This is a genomic window from Algoriphagus persicinus, from assembly GCF_035156415.1.
Classification (GTDB): domain Bacteria; phylum Bacteroidota; class Bacteroidia; order Cytophagales; family Cyclobacteriaceae; genus Algoriphagus; species Algoriphagus persicinus.
On record NZ_JAYEEY010000034.1, the window covers coordinates 1 to 17590 of the forward strand.

Consider the following 17590-nt stretch of genomic DNA (forward strand, 5'->3'; position numbering starts at 1 on the left):
GGCTGGTAGAGCAAGGAGCAAGATACATCACGGTGACTTCGGAATACGAACCGTTTATGGGCTGGGATACGCATGACAATGGACATACCCGTCTGAAAGAAATGAAGAAAATGATCGACTCCCCTATCGCCCAACTCATCTCTGATTTGGATGAAAGTGGAAAACTGGACAGAACACTGGTGATCGTAGCGAGTGAGTTTAGCCGGGATATGCTGACCGAAGGAAGACCAGGTCTGAAAGTGCTTGACCAAGTCGAGGTGCCTGACGTGATCGAAGACATGAAAAACTACGGAATGCACCGACACTTCACGGACGGTTGCTCCATGTTGCTATTTGGTGGTGGTATAAAGCAAGGGCACGTCTATGGTAAAACTGCTGATGAAAGACCTTGCAAAAGCATAGAAAATCCCATCAAAATCGACAGCATCCACCAGACTATCTATCATGCCTTGGGAATTGCTTCTGATACTAACTACGAAATAGAAAAGCGACCATTTTTCACTACTCCCGATGGACATGGGAAAGCTGCTTTGGACTTATTGACAAAGGGGTAAAAACCAGGATCCAGCTTTAAGATCTGTATTCAGGATTCGGGTGATCCTTATCAGTTCGAGCGTCCCATTCGGTTCGCTGATTTCCATAAGCCGGCACGCCGCCATTATCTTTCAGCTGCTTTGCCAAATGCATCAGATTCCAGGTCATGAACGTGGTATTTCTATTGGTGAATTCATTCTCAGGGCCACCGGAATTTTTATCCATATAAGAAGGCCCAGGCCCCGCCTCTCCTATCCAACCTGCATCTGCCTGTGGCGGAATAGAATAGCCCAAATGCTGCAAAGAGTAGAGAATATTCATTGCACAATGCTTAATGCCATCTTCATTTCCTGTGATCAAACATCCGCCAACCCGTCCATAGTAAGCGTATTGACCTTGCTTATTTAACTTTCCGGAAAGGCCATACAAGCGCTCTATAGTCCTCGTTGCGATGGATGATTTATCACCCAGCCAGATCGGTGTGCATAGAACAAGAATATCCGCATCCATGATTTTCGCCTGAATCGAAGGCCACTCATCTACTTCCCAGCCATGTTCTTTCATATCAGGATATACTCCAAAAGCTATCGCATGATCTACTGGCCTAATCACTTCTACCGACACACCATTAGCTTCCATGATGGCTTGACTCATACTGATCAAACCCGAAGTATGCGATTGATCAGGCGATTTCTTTAACGTACAATTCAGATAAACAGCTTTTAAACCTGAGAAATCATAAGGATTCTCGTCATTAAGTTTCTGCTGAAAAGAAGTGAGTATCATGCCTTTTTTGTGTTTAGTGTTTGAATAAGTATACTATGAATATCAGCAATGTTGCCAGAAGCATTATTTTCTTTGATTTGGCAGACGGAAGACTGAAAATACGCCACGGCGCGCAGGCCGAAGCGACCTAAACGCTTAATTTCATCAAATCAGATTATGCTTTTACCTCCTAACTGTAAGAAAATCAGATATACTTAGAATTCATTATGTGCTCATCACTTTTGAGGAGTTACCTTGAAGTTACTTACAATAGGGGATAGAAAGTGTCTCGATGAAGACATCTCAAAAAAAGATGACTCTGAAGATGTAATTAACTAATTTGAAGCACACCTGTTTGAGTAAACATCTAATCAAATCACGCTAATACTGAAAACGCCAACATCTGGTATCTTAAGAATTTCAGTTTGATGAAAGTGCTGAAGCCTCAGGATCTCATGGATTTGGAGAAAATGACAGTTATAATTGATGTGGCGAAAAATCAGGCTGTTTAATTTTCACAAGCAAGGACTATTTATTTTTTAAAGAAAGGACAAGTTAAAATATTCAAAGTCTCTGATACTGGCAAAGAAATGATCCTCACATACTAGGGCCTGGTGAAATATTCGGAGAACTAGTTTTGGCAGGTGAGAACTCAAGAGAAGATCTGGCGGTGGTAAAAAATGTTTTTGGGTGATAATTAGGTATGGAGGGTTTTCTACGAAGGCCCCCCACGGAGCATAGACTAGGCGTTGAGGGCACTAGGTGTACCGTACAGCAGTCGGACGTAATTACACCTTTCTATCCTAATCATCCCGTACAGCTGTCGGGATGAAATTGATACAAATACGAGAGTGAAGTTGCATCCAGATAATTATCGGGATTCACCCAGTATAAACCTTAAACTCTCTACCAGACCCAGAGGGAGCAATAGACTACACCGGAGCTGGTAAAAAGTTCGACTAAAACCAGAATACTAAGATTTGCTTTTTCATAATCCATTGACTACCTTTTAACTACAGATTTTTTCTGTCTTACTAATTCTTTCACTTAAACTTACTTTTAAAATGGAAAATAGAATATCCATTGAGATACCGGCAGCGGATCTCGCGGCTGCCAAGGCCGCACTTGAGCAGGTGCAGACCATCCTCGCACCTTATGTGATAGCCCTCACTCCAGATCAGCGGAGGACTCTTCCCAAGATGAGTGACGGCACGGAACCTTTCGTAGCAAAGGTAGTCGAGTACGCCAATGACGATCCTCAGTTTTTGCCTCCTTTCGTGGACAAAGGAGAATTTGACAAGGACTGGCAAGCCATCAGCGGACTGCTTCCCCTGTTGCGACTCGGAAATCAGATTTGCGACAACCTCAGCGACACCACCATGCTTGCCGGCTCGGAGGCCTATATCAGTGCCTTGAGCTATTACAATTCGGTCAAGCAAGCCGCCAAGGTGAATGTTCCCGATGCCAAAGCCATCTATGAAGACCTGCGAAAGCGGTTTGAGGGTCAGGGCAGAAGGACGCAACCGGCACCTCAAGTTTAATGAAGATTGCTTGATTAATTACTTAACACAGACCGGATTCGAAAGAGTCCGGTTTTTTTATGGGTAAATGGATCTTGAATGACCTTATAGGTTTTAAAAACCTGACAGGACTTGGCAATTAATAAAACTAGGCCCTCTCAATTGGAAGTAAGTTAACCAAAAAGGCAAACTAGGTCGGCAAAAAGGTCAGTCACTTCAGCTCCGAAGTAAACTAGTTCATCAAAAAGGTCAGTGAGTTTACCAAAAAGGTGAACTCGATCAGCAAAATGCTCAGTCAGTTCATCTCTAAGGCAAACTAGTTCGGCAAAAAGGTTAGGGAGTTCGCCAAAAAGGTGAACCAGTTCCGCAAATAGGTCAGTGAGGTCACCTCCTAGCCGAACTCGAGGGGTAAAGAGGTGGAGGGGGGTACTTCGGAAGTCCCCCTTTATCTCATAATGCCGTAGGCATGAACGATTATCTAGCCAGCCAATTCATTGGCTGGATTTAAGGTTTGAATTGATTTTATGAATGCCGTAGGCATGGACGATATGAATTCGAAATCCCGAAATATGTTCGACACCCTTGGGATTAATTAGAAATGCACCGTCCCTACGGGACTCCCAAACAAGGTTTAATCCTTTTTTTTCCAGCCGTTAAAACGGCTGGCTAGAATATGGGTCGTCCCTACGGGAATGTAAAGGAATTCCAGAATAATTATTTCATGCGAAAAATGCCGTAGGCATGACCGATCAGCTAGCCAGCCAATTCATTGGCTGGATTGAAGGATCGAATTGATTTTATGAATGCCGGTAGGCATGGACTATATGAAATCGAAATCCCGGAATATGTTCGACACCCTTGGGATTAATTAGAAATGCACCGTCCCTACAGGACTCCCAAACAAGATTTAATCCTTTTTTTCCAGCCGTTAAAACGGCTGGCTAGAATATGGGTCGTCCCTACGGGAATGTAAAGGAATTCCAGAATAATTATTTCATGCGAAAAATGCCGTAGGCATGAACGATCAGCTAGCCAGCCAATTCATTGGCTGGATTGAAGGATCGAATTGATTTTATGAATGCCGGTAGGCATGGACTATATGAAATCGAAATCCCGGAATATGTTCGACACCCTTGGGATTAATTAGAAATGCACCGTCCCTACAGGACTCCCAAACAAGATTTAATCCTTTTTTTCCAGCCGTTAAAACGGCTGGCTAGAATATGGGTCGTCCCTACGGGAATGTAAAGGAATTCCAGAATAATTATTTCATGCGAAAAATGCCGTAGGCATGACCGATCAGCTAGCCAGCCAATTCATTGGCTGGATTGAAGGATCGAATTGATTTTATGAATGCCGGTAGGCATGGACTATATGAAATCGAAATCCCGGAATATGTTCGACACCCTTGGGATTAATTAGAAATGCACCGTCCCTACAGGACTCCCAAACAAGATTTAATCCTTTTTTTCCAGCCGTTAAAACGGCTGGCTAGAATATGGGTCGTCCCTACGGGAATGTAAAGGAATTCCAGAATAATTATTTCATGCGAAAAATGCCGTAGGCATGAACGATTATCTAGCCAGCCAATTCATTGGCTGGATTTAAGGTTTGAATTGATTTTGAAAATGCCGTAGGCATGGACGATATGAATTAGGTAATCCGAAAATAGTTCGACACCCTTGGGATTAATTAGAAATGCACCGTCCCTACGGGACTCCCAAACAAGGTTTAATCCTTTTTTTCCAGCCGTTAAAACGGCTGGCTAAAATATGGGTCGTCCCTACGGGACTGTAAAGATTATGCTTTGCATACAGTTCTGGAAAACAATAATGCCATAGGCATGACCGATCATCTAGCCAGCCAATTCATTGGCTGGATTTAAGGTTTGAATAGGTTTTAAAAATGCCGTAGGCATGGACGATATGAATTAGGTAATCCGAAAATAGTTCGACACCCTTCGGGGTCGCCGGGATCGTGTTGTTATTTCGTAATCCACGGGTTGCACCCGCGGTTATTGAGAAGTTTGACCCCTCTCGGGGTCGTTTTTTTTGGTCGTCCATTTAATGGAAGCAGAATGACCACAAAGTGGTCGAACCTTTCAATAACTTGTCCGCCGTGGCGGAGCCCTAGGTGAAACCTAGGGAAAAATGTAAACGGAGACGTGAACAACAACCATGAATGGGTTGAACTTTTATTAAACAGGAAATGTGTTCGACACCCTTCGGGGTCGTGGGGATGGTCGGGACATATATTACCACGGGTTTCACCCGTGGCTATTGAGAAGTTTGACCACTTCGTGGTCAGAATTTTGGCAAATTAGAAGGAATGGAATAGCGTGATTTGGTAAAACAATGTTCGGAAAAATTAATGATCCTGAAGGGATCGAACTTCTCAATAGCCCTAGGTGAAACCTAGGGAAAATGGAAATCAAGAACGGGGACGGCAACCCCGAATGGGGTTGAACTTACAAAAGATATTTCTCATCAAATTCAATTTCATGTTCCACCAACAATGCCTTGTATTCGTCTATAAACGATATTTTTTTATGATGTTCCTCTTGGTTTTTGACATAATTAATCAATCGTTCCTTTGACTTAATGGATTCAGAAAAAGCACCATAACCATCTTGCCAACCATTGAATTTTGGAAAAATTCCTTCTCGTTTTATGAAATCATCACTCGCCAATTTGATGTCTTTTACCAATGATGAAATAGCAATCGTAGGATGTACATGCGTCAAAATGTGAATATGATCTTCCAGGCCATTGATTCTGTATAGATGGCAATTTTTATTGGTCAGCAGGTGGTGGATAAATGCGAACATCCTCTTTTTCTCCTCTTGGATGATTGTTGGTTCGCGGTGTTTTGTGGAGTAGACAATGTGGTAAATCAATTGAGTGTGAGTTCCCATAAAAATCAGGTTTTGGTGGAAAAATGAATTGAATGAATTTCGGGAATTTGGATGATTTTGACAATTAGTCTTAGGAATAGTTCGACACCCTTCGGGGTCATGGTGATCATCACGTCATTTGGTTTTCCACGGGTTTCACCCGCGGCTATTCAGAAGTTTGACCCCTGCCGGGGTCGGGAATTAGTAACATTGGTGTGAAGAATTTATGATCCTGAAAGGATCGAACCTTTCAATAGCCCCCGGTGCAACCGGGGGTATGAATTTCAAGAATGCGGACGACAACCCCGAATGGGGTTGAACTTTAGGGAGAAATCCAAACAAAATTGATAGTATTCACTTCGGGACAAATATCCTGAGTCATTGTCCAACCTCTTGTTTGAAAAAATATAAAAGAGCTTGACGAAACGGTAGATTAATCTTCAGCATGGTATATTGTTTAATCAACCCTATAACATACCTACTGAATGAAACGGATTTCTTTTTTATTGATGCGCCCAGTCTGCAAAGACTTGATTTACGGATTGATTTTTCTACTCATTCCATTTAGCTCTCTAGCCCAAACCTCTTCCTGGCCTGATAGTATTCCATGGTGGAAAGCAAATAACCTGCGGGTGATCCAGACCAATCTGCCTGCATATGAGGCGGAAACTCTTGATGCGGATTCTCTGATCGCTGATCTTAAAAGCCTCTCTGCCAACACGCTTATTATCAATGCGGGGGGAATTATGGCTTTCTACCCTACCCAACTGGAATATCAGTACACCAATCCCTACATGAAGGATAATATGCTGGGTGATGTCATCGCCAAATGTCATGAAAATGGAATTAAGGTAATCGTAAGATTCGATTTCAGCAGAGCGCATAAAAGTATTTTTGATAAGCAACCCGATTGGTTTTACCTTTCTCCTGAAGGGAAACGGATCGTGAATGACGATATGTATGTGATCTCTATCAATGCACCTTATGAACAAGAGCAGCTATTCAACATCGTCGAAGAAGTAATTGACCTAAATCCTATCGATGGTATTTTTATCAATATGCCGGGATACGCCACCAAAAACGCATATACCGGGGAATATCATGGGATTGATCAGAATCCCTACGACATGAAACGCTTTTCGGAATACAGCGACGGGTTGAAGCTTCCTACAAAGGAAGACTCCGGCGATCCGGTTTTCACGAAATATCAAGAGTTCAAACAATACACCTCTGACGACTTGATGCGCCGTGTCCATGCGCTAGTCAAATCCAAAAACGGGCAAATCGCCATCTGTACCTACTCTGAAAAATATGTGGATATCATCCGACATGAGTCTCAGACCAATTCCCTGCCTTACTGGCCATACAATGCTTCGGACAATGTGAATAATACCCTCAATTCTTATCCAGATCACATTGTCAGCAATGCCAGTATTCAACAGATTTCCTTTCAATCCAGATACAATGCCATAGAGCCGGAAGAGGTAGCTATTCGACTGTACGAAAATATCGCCAATGGCTCAGGATTGGATATGAGCATTATGGGAGATTTCCGTGATTATGAGGATGATCGCAATTTTGATATTTACAGTAAGGTTTATGCACTGCATAAAAAGTATGAGCCCTATTTTGGAAACTACACCTCGCCAGCTCAGGTAGGAGTAATCGCTCCTGGGTCATGGCCGTCGGGTGATGCCGCCCAGGAGTATCGTGGCATTCAGTTGATGCTCAAAGAATCCCATATCCAGTTTGATATAGTGGAGAAAAGTCAGATTGCGCATCTGGAGGACAAGCTCAAATCTTATAAGCTGCTGATCCTGCCCGAAATCACAAATTTGGATGCAGAGTCCTTGGGCGCACTTATTCGGATCAATAAATCCGGCACCAATCTGATTGCTACCAATCGGTCTTTGTCAGCACATCCTGAAGCGCTTGAGCGTCTATTTGGAGCCAAAATCAAACACCTTGATCATGAAGGCAGTGGCTATTACCTCAATCCCGCGGACAAAAAACTCTTCACCAGATTTGAGCAGCAGGAACTGCTATTCTGGAAATTCAATCTGGGATTATATGACTTTGAATCCGCGGATGAAGAAAAACTGCCCATCTATACTCCTGGAAGACCTGGTCCACCAGAGAAAATCGGAGGACACGAGCCCTCAGGATATCATGCAGTTGGCATAAAAAAACACGCCAAAAGCAACGCCATTCTTTTGCCGATCAATCTGGGTAAACTGTATTATCTACATGGCTATGAGCAGCATAAAAATATTCTATTGGATCTGATTGACTATACCTATCCTGAGGTGAATGACTTGATCGTCACTGACGCACATCCGCGTGTGGAAGCTGTATTACAAGAGTATGCCCGGAATATTCCAGAAAATTATACTAGCCAAACCATGGAAGGGATGCTGCTCCATGTGGTTAATCTCACAGGATTCAGTGGCAACACGTATTTCAGCCCATTACCCATCCACCAGACCAACTTTAAGATTAAAACCAGCTTTGAACCCAGCCGGATATGGAGTATGATTGATGGTAATGACATCACCTTCAGTTATGAGGATGGATACACTTCATTCGAGGTAGAGAAGCTGGGAGACTATGAAGGTATTGTGATTGAACGTTAATGATAGAGACTATTATCTCAATTTCCCGTATTTTGAGTTCAAGATTCTTTTCCCAACCCAAAACCCAAACCCTATGAATAACCGTCGCACCTTTATCAAATCCACCGGAATCATCGCTGGCGGACTTTGGCTAGCCCCATCTCTACTTCAGGCCAAGCAAGACGTCGCTGCTAGTGACCGGATCCGGGTAGCACTTATAGGTTGCAATAATATGGGATTTGGAATTCTTCGCCATCACATCGCACTGCCGGAAGTGGACTGTGTAGCCCTTTGTGATATAGACCAAAATGTACTCGACAGAAGAATCGCGGAAGTGGAGACAGCCACAGGAAAAAAACCGGAGCGCTACACTGACTTTAGACTCTTACTGGAACGTAGCGATGTGGATGCGGTAATTATCGGCACTCCCGATCACTGGCATTGCCTGATCGCTGTAGCCGCCTGCCAGGCAGGAAAAGATGTCTATGTAGAAAAACCCATGGCAAACACCATTGGGGAGTGTGATCTGATGGTCGATGCAAAAAATCAGTACAATCGAATCATGCAAGTGGGTCAGCAGCAACGCTCAGGACAAGGGTTTATCGAAGCCCGGGATTTGGTAAAAAGCGGCTACCTCGGCAAAATCAGAAAGGTGAATATTTGGTCTAACTTCAATTACGGATTGGGCAACTTGATCCAGCCTACGACTCCGGTTCCCGAGGGTGTGGATTATGATTTCTGGCTGGGACCTGCACCTTCAAGAAGCTTTAACCCAAATCGCTTTCACGGAAGCTGGCGACATTTTTGGGATTATGGCGGGGGTTTGATGTCCGACTGGGGTGTCCACCTGTTGGATATGGCAATCTGGGTGGAAGAAAATCCGGCAGTTCCTTCCAGAGTACTTACCTACGCAGCCAATGTCAACAAAGAGAATCGGGATCGGGATACCTTCGATACAATGAATGTCCTGTATCCTAAAAAGGACTTTCTTATTAATTACGACATGAATGGGGGGCTCCAAACCGGGCCATATGGCAAACCTTACGGAATTGGGTATGTTGGTGAGAAAGGTACGCTGGTAGTCAATCGTGGTGGCTATGATATCTATCCAGAATGGGATCCAGAGGCCAAAACTCCAAAAATAGAAGCTAAAAAATTGGAAGGAATGACTGAAAGTCACAACCTACATGTAGCCAATTTTGTGGAATGCATTAAGACCAGAAATCAACCTATTTGTCCGCCAGAGTCAGGACGAATCGCTGCCATGCACGCTCATATTCCAAATATCGCCGCAAGAATTGGAGCTGAGGAACTGCTTTGGGATGAAGTGAAACGAGAATTTACCGGAAATGCAGCTGCCAATGAATTGATTTGGCCAAACTATAGAGCGCCTTGGACTTTGCCGAAAATAACTTCTTAGCTAGCTAGCCTTACCTGATTCTAATAGACGATTATACTCATTGGGCTATCACTAAATTGCTCTTATGAACTTGGTACTTACAAAAAGAATATGGTGAAGAATAAGAAAATACAGGTTGAAGGCAAAGAGATAACCATACTTTTGACCACGAAAAGGAGTTTATTTCCCTGACCGATATGCTTAAAGCCAAAGACGGCGACTTTTTCATTTCTGATTGGTTACGTAATAGGAATACCGTGGAATATCTAGGAATATGGGAGTCGGTTTACAATTCCGATTTTAATTATGGCGAATTCGCCACAATTAAAAGTCAGGCTGGTCTGAACAGTTACAAACTAAGTGTCAAAGAATGGGTTGAGAAAACCAATGCAATTGGGCTGAAAGCCACAGCAGGTAGATATGGCGGGACTTATGCCCATCCCGACATCGCATTTGAGTTTGGAATGTGGATAAGTCCGCAATTCAAGATTTATCTAATTAAAGAATTTCAACGCTTAAAAATTGAAGAAAATGACAGCCTGAAATTAGAGTGGAATTTGCAGCGCACGTTAGCCAAGATTAATTATGTGATTCATACCGATGCCATTAAAGCCAACCTCATTCCCAAAGAATTGACTAAAACGCAAACAGGCTTTGTGTATGCCAATGAAGCCGATATGCTAAACGTGGCACTGTTTGGAAAAACAGCCAAACAATGGCGAGAAGAAAATCGAGAAGCAAAAAGCTATATAAGAGACTTAGCCACCATTGAGCAATTGGTGGTTCTGAGTAATATGGAAAGTGTCAATGCCATATTTATAGGTCAGGGATTATCCCAAACTGAACGATTGAGGCAATTGAACAAAATGGCGATTAGCCAAATGAAATCTTTACTAAATAGCAATTCACTCAAAAATCTTAAGTAAGACCTTCTGAGATTAAGGATTATCCCCGACACTTTTCAACTTTTGCTAAGAGCTAAAATTTTTTCATAAAAAATTCTTTCCTCCCATTCCTGCATTTTTCTGGAAAAAGCCCAGAACCATCCTAAAAATAATTTCTTTGGTTAAAAACAGTTATTGAATTTTTTTACTTAAGATCTAGTATTTTAATCCATTCTTAAGCAAATTTTAAGATTTAATGAAACCATTGGCCTAATTTTTTACGTAAACTACCCTTAACTATCACCCATTTTACGGAAGTATTGAAAACTGGCGTGATTTTGGTTTTAGTATGCATGCATCCTTTTAATAAGAAATTGCATCTACTTAAATAGGAAGCCGTTCAAAAGACAACAACCAAGAGAAGACCATAACCAATTATTTAATCCTAAACCTACTAAACATGAAAACTCCCCAAGTACCACGATGGATGAGAAACTTGATGATAGGAATCGTCGCTATAATCTGGATAAGTCCAACCGAAGCTCAAGCAGAAAATGTCGCAGGAGTCTCCTTTCAGGTATTCTATGATGAATTGATGCCTTATGGGGACTGGGTAAAAGATGGACGCCACGGATATGTATGGCTACCTGCTGTATATGATGATTTCCACCCTTATGGAACCAATGGACACTGGGTAATGACCAATTATGGTAATACCTGGGTATCTGATTACGATTGGGGTTGGGCTACCTTCCACTATGGTAGATGGTACTTCGACGACAATTACCAAAGCTGGGCATGGATTCCTGATTATGATTGGGGGCCTGCTTGGGTAGACTGGAGAACCGGTGGTGGATATTATGGTTGGGCACCTATGGGTCCTGGCTTCTCTATCAATTTCAGGGTAAATATCCCTTCTAACTATTGGATTTTTGTTCCTCAAAGAAGATTTGCCTACGTAAATGTGTATAACTACCATGTGCCGCATGCAAGAAGAGTAAAAATCTATAACAATACGACCATCATTAATAATACGGTGGTGTATAATAACAATAGATACTATAGTGGGCCAGCGAGAAGAGAGGTAGAAAGAGTGACCCAAAGATCCTATCCTGAGCGTAGAATAGAGAATAGTATTTCAGCAGGAAGAACGGTGGCCTCAAGAAATGCAGTAAGTGCATACAGACCTGATTTGCAAAGTGCAAGAGGAACTACTACTGGCGCTAGACCTTCCAGAGTTCTTTCCTCTGGACAAAGCAGAACACAACCAGCGACTACTCCTTCCAGAGTAGACGGTAGATCTGAAGCCCTATCTGGCCGATCTGCGACTACTCCTGCCGGATCTTTAAGATCTTCCGAAAGAGCTACTACCCCAAGTCGATCTGATAATTCTGGCGTGAGATCATCCACTCCTTCTACTAGGAAAAGTGAATTTGATACTAGACCATATTCAGGAACTCAAACCAGAACTGCTACACCAAATCGTCAAAGTGAGGGAACTCCTACGAGAACTCAGAGCTCCGCTCCTGCCCACAGATCTAATGAATCTAGAACGCAGCCTGCACCTACACAGAGGCCAACTCAGTCTCGTACCCAACCTGCTCCAGCGCAGAGATCAAGTCAACCTAAAGCGCAGCCTGCACCTTCAAGATCGCAGTCTTCAAGCCCAGTGACAAGGTCTGCACCTGCTCGTACTACTCAGACTAGACAAGCACAATCAGCACCTAGTCGATCTGCTCCGCAGGTGAAAAGCACTCCTTCTAGGTCAAGTGCTCCAGCACAAAGTTCTAGGACATCTTCAAGTAGTTCTTCATCAAGAAGTACCTCAAGAACCAGAGGGAACAATTAACCTTAAATAAACCTATTCTAAAGCATAGTCATTTGGCTATGCTTTTTTTATTCAATCGCAGCAAAAACCATCTGTCTGAATTTCCAACGCGATTCATCGCCAGTTCCTCCTTGGGTTTGTTTCATGAGAATCCCTATCGTATTGGTCACTGGGTCAGCAAAGTATTGCGTATTGAAATACCCACCCCAATCGAATGTCCCCAAGCTCCCGATTCCACCTTGGGCGACTCCTTTCTCATCTACTAGTCCAAAGGCTAATCCATAATCCTTTCCTCCATCACCCAACAAATCCCCAACTTGATTACTCATAATAGCTTTTATGGTCGTAGGGCTTAGGAATCTTGTTCCACTATATGCTCCTCCGTTCAGATACATTTGAAGGAATTTGGCATAATCCTCAGCAGTCGACGAGAGGCCTGCTCCGCCAGAAAAGAAGGTTTTTGCCCCGGTTTTAGGATAATCCGGATCATAAAAAGTCACTGGAAATGACTCCCACTGATTATCAACTTTACGGTGGATTGTTACAAGTTTGGCTTCCTGAGCCTCATTCAAATAAAATCCAGTATTACTCATTCCCATAGGATCAAAAATCCTAGTTTGAAGAAACTGATCAAACGGCATCCCTGAAATGACTTCGATAAAGTATCCGAGGACATCGAGCCCTTCGCTATAAGTATATTTCGAACCCGGTTCATGATGGAGCGGGAGCTTCGCTAGCTTCTTGATATTATCACCTATTTTGACTGGCTCTGTCGTGAATAAATCCACTATTCCAGCTTTTTGATAGATCATTTTCATCTGCTCATTACCATCAATTATTCCATAGCCTATTCCAGACGTATGGGTAATTAAATGTCTTATCGTGATCTCATGTGGCGAGGGCTTCGTAGAATACGAAGAATCTCCGTAGCGAAACCCTGTCAAAATCTGCGGATTGGCAAACTCGGGAATGTACTTCGAAATAGGATCGTCCAATCTAAATCTCCCTTCTTCCCAAAGCATCATCACAGCAGTGGAAGTAATTGCTTTGGACTGGGATGCAATTCTGAATATCTGATCTTTGGCCATTTTTTTACCCGAAGGCACATCCGCAAGCCCTTTGGCTTCATGATACACGATCTTACCGTCTCTCACGATCAAGGCTACCAATCCCGGTACTTGATTAGAACTTACAGTTTGATCCAGCATCTGGTCAATACGGGACAACCGATCAGAAGAAACTCCCGTGAGGGGTTGCTTACCTTGTGGAGTAAGAATAGTTGATGGGCTTTGAGCAAAGATATTCGCACTCAGAGCAATCATGTAAAAAAAGCAGCTGAATAAGCCGATGTACTTTTTCATAGGTGGGTGGGTTTGATTGAAAAGTAAATTAGGGAATCTCGCTCAAAAATCTATCACTATTTCCCCTAAACAAAAAACAGGCTGATGAATCACCAGCCTGCTCGTTGATTAATTTAGAATCACTTAGTCTATCTCAAAGTAATATTCTGTTCCGTCCTGGAACATTCCAAGAACTACGATATTTTCTCCTTCGGTATGCTTTAGTACTTCAAGGAGATTTTCAACTCCTGCTATTTTTCTTCTACCACTTTCTGTCATGATCGAAGTAATAATGAAACCTGGTCTAGCTCCTGACCTTTTCCACTTTTCTCCACTAACAGATGCGATCAAAGCTCCACCTGATAATTCAAGTGATCTTTTAACCTGATCTGGAACTTCTTCAAAGCTCACACCCTGGAAATCATAAGTTTCTGGAATCACTTTTTCTACAATATCTGTGGTCCCGGAGAAATTCTTTAGGGTAGCTTTAGTCTTGTAGGTTTCTCCATTACGGATATATTCCACATCCACTTTGTCTCCCGGGCGTTTTCTGGCCACCATTTCCTGCAGAACAGCAACGTTATTGGTCACTCTTCCATCTACACCTACGATGATGTCTCCAGGCTCAAGCCCTGCATCTTCTCCAGCACTGTTTTCATTAACACCTCCTACATATACACCTTGCTCTACAGGAAAATCCTTCTGCAAATAATCTGCAAGCTCAGGACTTACATTTTGGATATTTACCCCGAGTAAAGCCCGCTGTGCGGTACCGTACTGCATTAAGTCATCCATTACTTTTTTCACAAGCGTACTAGGCACTGCGAAGGAATATCCACTAAAGGTTCCTGTACTACTGGCAATGGCCGTATTGATACCGATCAGCTCTCCTGCAAGATTGACCAATGCACCGCCTGAATTACCTGGATTCACCACGGCATCGGTTTGCAGAAATGCTTCCACGGAGAGGTTATTTTCTACGTTTTGCAGTATCCTGATATTTCTGGCTTTGGCAGAAATAATCCCAGCGGTGACCGTAGAGTTCAGATCAAACGGATTACCGACTGCAAGAACCCACTCACCCACTTTAGTTTTGTCAGAATCACCGAATCTCACGAATGGCAATCCTTCTGCATCGATCTTCAGCAGCGCCAAATCGGTGGTGGGATCAGTTCCGATTACTTTAGCTATATAACGCTTATTATTATCAAGAGAAATCTCTAGTCTATCCGCATTTTCAACTACGTGGTTATTAGTCACGATATATCCGTCAGGCGAAATAATCACTCCTGACCCTGAACTCATTGCTACTGGCCCTTCGGGCATCCTTCCTCTTCCTTGCTCTTCTCTAGGAGGAGTCCCAAAAAACTGCTGTAATGGGTCTTGCTGACTTCCACCTCTGCTAGGATAGGAGATTTGGCTTTTGACGTGAACGACTGCCGGTACTACAGCTTCAGCAGAAGCGACAAAATTGATCCCATCAGGAACTGTAAAATCTTCACCAGAAAGTAGGTTTACAAAACTAGCGGTCTGCTTCTCATCAAAAGTAGTTGCATTGTGTGGTTGTATGAGAAAGCTAAGGCCAGCCAAGGCCACTATCCCTCCGATCAAAGAGGCAAGAAGCATTCCCAGAAAGAACTGTTTTTTGCTCATATTTTCTAAGGTTTATTTTTAAGTATTAGTTAAACAGAATGATGAGTAAATAGATCCAAATATTACACCTGAATAAGCAGCCAGAATTCCAAATTAACATGAATTAACCGCTGTTTAGAAGCTTTAATTTTATAAGTCGAGGAAATAGCCATTTACCAGCCATTACTACCCTAACCGAATTATTTGCTTTTATGTTTCTTTATATTCTACAGACGAGCCACAAAGCACAGTTTTTTTATTTTGATGATAATGAAAATAAATAGATACGCTCTTCTTTTCACTATTTCATAGTGCCAATTAGTTATATGTATTGTCCGCTTTGATTCCACTATTTAGGTGAAAATAGAATAGAATTTGTCCAAAACGGCTGGTATTACCACAGGATACGCGATGGAAATCCCCAATCTGCTGCCAAATATCACTCTTTGAGTAAAGAAAATAAAGTAAGTACCTGAGTGAAATTTACAGTTCCTCTTTCCCTTCTATTTACATAGGCATGGAGAATTTGGCCTTCTATGTAAGAAAGCCAAAATTAATCCTACCTCAGTCAAGTAAAGAAAATCGCTAACCTTCCAGCTATAATTAACACACCAAAAAAAAATCCTCTGAAAATTTAATCTTCAGAGGATTGGTCCTTTCTCACAAAAAAGATCTTAATTAAGCTCTTTTTACATTGACAGCATTTGGCCCTTTATTGCCTTCTTTGATGTCATAAGTCACTTTGTCATTCTGTGCGATTTGATCCACCAAACCGGTAGCGTGTACGAATACTTCGCTTTGAGACTCATCGTCAACGATAAATCCAAACCCTTTGGCTTCATTGTAAAATTTTACTGTTCCGGTAGACATAATAATTTGTGATAAATTGGAATTGAAATAGCGTTAAAAGTAAATATTCAATTAAAAAAAACAAAATAATCATTCTTATTTTCAGGAAATGAAGAAAATAATTTTGGTGAGACACGGAAAATCAGCTTGGGACAACCCCAATCTGACCGATCACGATAGACCCTTGGCTAATCGTGGCGTAAATGATGTGCCAGAAATGGGTTTTAGATTGAAGGAAAAAGGGATTGTTCCCGACCTTATTTTGAGCTCCACTGCAGCCCGGGCTTCCCAAACTGCCGAAATTCTTGCTGAAGTACTTGGGCTACCCCAGTCGAAATTGCTGTATGAGAAAAATCTTTACCATGCGTCTTCCGCAATGATTTTGAAATGTATTCAGAGACAAAAGGACACACATGAGTTGATTTTTGTGGTAGGTCACAATCCCGGAATGAATGACTTTATCGACTTATTTGGAGGAAACATAGATAATCTTCCTACCTCAGGTCAATATGGATTGCTAGTAGATTCAGATCATTGGATCCAACTACGTCCTGAAAACACCAGAACATGGTTTTTTGACTACCCAAAAAAATAGCTCTACGGCAAATCAAAGTCCCGCACATCCTGAATTACCTCTTGGAATTCATTTTCATTTTCCAACAAATAACAGATCTTAGCGGCCACTGCTTCCGGTGTAGAAAGATCCCCACTATCCTTGTAGCTTTTGAAGCGCTCAATTTGCGGAAAATCCAATCCATCAGCCTGTCTGATTTCCTCCTGCATCTGCGTATCTATGATCCCTGGAGCTACACTAAAAAACCGAAACAGGGAATCAGTATTTTCCTTTGCTGCCACCATGGTAAACATAGCTATCGCCGCCTTGGTGCTGCAATATTCCGCCCAGCCTTCTACTGGCTTGGACGCAGCTCCCGAACTTATATTACAAATGATCTTTCTCGCTTTGGAATTCTTATATGCTGACACAAAGGCATTCGTCATGAACATAGGAGATAATAAATTAATATTGACATGTGTCCTCATCTCTTTCACCTGAAGACTACCCACGGGCTTGATCTCACCAATCCACCCTGCATTATTGATCAGGATTATCTCTGTAAATACCCCTTGTGGAAACAACTCAGAAAGTTGATTTTCCAGCACCTCTAGCTCCCCGAAGTCAATGCTGATTTCGGTCAATTTCGGATGGTTCAACTCTAGTTTTGTCCTGGAAATTGCAATAATATCATACTCATCCTTTTCTAAGAAAATATCCAAAATAGCCCTTCCTAGACCTTTGCTGTGACCTGTAAGTATGAGAAGTGATTTCTGCATGG

13 protein-coding genes are annotated in these 17590 nt (G+C 42.4%); 7 read left to right on the plus strand and 6 right to left on the minus strand.

The features are described 5' to 3' along the window. Positions 1 to 554, plus strand: a 554-nt coding sequence (locus U3A58_RS19470; protein WP_323826072.1) for a DUF1501 domain-containing protein, incomplete at its 5' end; no start/stop codon positions are given. 16 nt (positions 555 to 570) lie between these two features. Here the strand turns inward: U3A58_RS19470 and U3A58_RS19475 are convergent. Next, positions 571 to 1320 (minus strand): flavodoxin family protein, encoded by a 750-nt coding sequence (locus U3A58_RS19475; RefSeq protein ID WP_323826073.1) that lies wholly within the window; start codon positions 1318 to 1320, stop codon positions 571 to 573. Between the two features lie 1043 nt (positions 1321 to 2363). Between U3A58_RS19475 and U3A58_RS19480 the strand changes: the two genes are divergently transcribed. Beyond that, positions 2364 to 2840, plus strand: coding sequence for a hypothetical protein (locus tag U3A58_RS19480; RefSeq protein WP_323826074.1), 477 nt, complete (start codon positions 2364 to 2366; stop codon positions 2838 to 2840). Between the two features lie 2446 nt (positions 2841 to 5286). Here U3A58_RS19480 and tnpA read toward each other — a convergent pair. Next, positions 5287 to 5733 (minus strand): IS200/IS605 family transposase, encoded by a 447-nt coding sequence (gene tnpA / locus U3A58_RS19485; protein ID WP_323826075.1) that lies wholly within the window; start codon positions 5731 to 5733, stop codon positions 5287 to 5289. Between the two features lie 464 nt (positions 5734 to 6197). Between tnpA and U3A58_RS19490 the strand changes: the two genes are divergently transcribed. The 4 genes from U3A58_RS19490 (at position 6198) to U3A58_RS19505 (ending at position 12456) form a co-directional block, all read left to right on the plus strand. Beyond that, the gene (locus U3A58_RS19490) at positions 6198 to 8345 is read left to right on the plus strand and encodes an alpha-amylase family protein (protein ID WP_323826076.1); all 2148 of its coding nucleotides are present in this window, start codon (positions 6198 to 6200) and stop codon (positions 8343 to 8345) included. A 73-nt stretch (positions 8346 to 8418) separates the two neighbouring features. Continuing rightward, on the plus strand, positions 8419 to 9744 hold the full coding sequence (locus U3A58_RS19495; protein WP_323826077.1) for a Gfo/Idh/MocA family protein: 1326 nt from the start codon (positions 8419 to 8421) through the stop codon (positions 9742 to 9744). 176 nt (positions 9745 to 9920) lie between these two features. Further along, positions 9921 to 10649, plus strand: a complete 729-nt coding sequence (locus U3A58_RS19500; protein ID WP_465038365.1) for a KilA-N domain-containing protein — start codon at positions 9921 to 9923, stop codon at positions 10647 to 10649. A 418-nt stretch (positions 10650 to 11067) separates the two neighbouring features. Then, complete coding sequence (locus tag U3A58_RS19505; RefSeq protein ID WP_323826078.1) at positions 11068 to 12456, plus strand: DUF6600 domain-containing protein; 1389 nt, start codon at positions 11068 to 11070, stop codon at positions 12454 to 12456. Positions 12457 to 12503: 47 nt separating this feature from the next. On the opposite strand, the gene U3A58_RS19510 is transcribed toward U3A58_RS19505, so the two are convergent. The 3 genes from U3A58_RS19510 to U3A58_RS19520 all read right to left on the minus strand — a co-directional run bounded on the left by U3A58_RS19510 (position 12504) and on the right by U3A58_RS19520 (position 16277). Further along, positions 12504 to 13796 (minus strand): serine hydrolase domain-containing protein, encoded by a 1293-nt coding sequence (locus tag U3A58_RS19510; protein ID WP_323826079.1) that lies wholly within the window; start codon positions 13794 to 13796, stop codon positions 12504 to 12506. 123 nt (positions 13797 to 13919) lie between these two features. After that, on the minus strand, positions 13920 to 15428 hold the full coding sequence (locus U3A58_RS19515; RefSeq protein ID WP_323826080.1) for a S1C family serine protease: 1509 nt from the start codon (positions 15426 to 15428) through the stop codon (positions 13920 to 13922). Positions 15429 to 16085: 657 nt separating this feature from the next. Beyond that, entirely contained in the window at positions 16086 to 16277 is a 192-nt protein-coding gene (locus U3A58_RS19520; protein ID WP_086501062.1) for a cold-shock protein, read from the minus strand. 88 nt (positions 16278 to 16365) lie between these two features. On the opposite strand from U3A58_RS19520, the gene U3A58_RS19525 reads away from it, so the two are divergent. Continuing rightward, positions 16366 to 16851: a SixA phosphatase family protein gene (locus U3A58_RS19525; RefSeq protein WP_323826081.1), complete on the plus strand. Its 486-nt coding sequence runs from the start codon at positions 16366 to 16368 to the stop codon at positions 16849 to 16851. Between the two features lie 2 nt (positions 16852 to 16853). Here the strand turns inward: U3A58_RS19525 and U3A58_RS19530 are convergent, their stop codons facing one another. Further along, on the minus strand, positions 16854 to 17588 hold the full coding sequence (locus tag U3A58_RS19530) for an SDR family NAD(P)-dependent oxidoreductase (protein WP_323826082.1): 735 nt from the start codon (positions 17586 to 17588) through the stop codon (positions 16854 to 16856). Positions 17589 to 17590 lie beyond the last annotated feature (2 nt).

Excerpts from the sequence above, each read along its gene's own strand:
- U3A58_RS19475 (WP_323826073.1), bottom strand. The coding sequence starts at position 1,320 with ATGATACTCACTTCTTTTCAGCAGAAACTTAATGACGAGAATCCTTAT.
- U3A58_RS19480 (WP_323826074.1), top strand. The coding sequence starts at position 2,364 with ATGGAAAATAGAATATCCATTGAGATACCGGCAGCGGATCTCGCGGCT.
- tnpA (WP_323826075.1), bottom strand. The coding sequence starts at position 5,733 with ATGGGAACTCACACTCAATTGATTTACCACATTGTCTACTCCACAAAA.
- U3A58_RS19490 (WP_323826076.1), top strand. The coding sequence starts at position 6,198 with ATGAAACGGATTTCTTTTTTATTGATGCGCCCAGTCTGCAAAGACTTG.
- U3A58_RS19495 (WP_323826077.1), top strand. The coding sequence starts at position 8,419 with ATGAATAACCGTCGCACCTTTATCAAATCCACCGGAATCATCGCTGGC.
- U3A58_RS19500 (WP_465038365.1), top strand. The coding sequence starts at position 9,921 with ATGCTTAAAGCCAAAGACGGCGACTTTTTCATTTCTGATTGGTTACGT.
- U3A58_RS19505 (WP_323826078.1), top strand. The coding sequence starts at position 11,068 with ATGAAAACTCCCCAAGTACCACGATGGATGAGAAACTTGATGATAGGA.
- U3A58_RS19510 (WP_323826079.1), bottom strand. The coding sequence starts at position 13,796 with ATGAAAAAGTACATCGGCTTATTCAGCTGCTTTTTTTACATGATTGCT.
- U3A58_RS19515 (WP_323826080.1), bottom strand. The coding sequence starts at position 15,428 with ATGAGCAAAAAACAGTTCTTTCTGGGAATGCTTCTTGCCTCTTTGATC.
- U3A58_RS19520 (WP_086501062.1), bottom strand. The coding sequence starts at position 16,277 with ATGTCTACCGGAACAGTAAAATTTTACAATGAAGCCAAAGGGTTTGGA.
- U3A58_RS19525 (WP_323826081.1), top strand. The coding sequence starts at position 16,366 with ATGAAGAAAATAATTTTGGTGAGACACGGAAAATCAGCTTGGGACAAC.
- U3A58_RS19530 (WP_323826082.1), bottom strand. The coding sequence starts at position 17,588 with ATGCAGAAATCACTTCTCATACTTACAGGTCACAGCAAAGGTCTAGGA.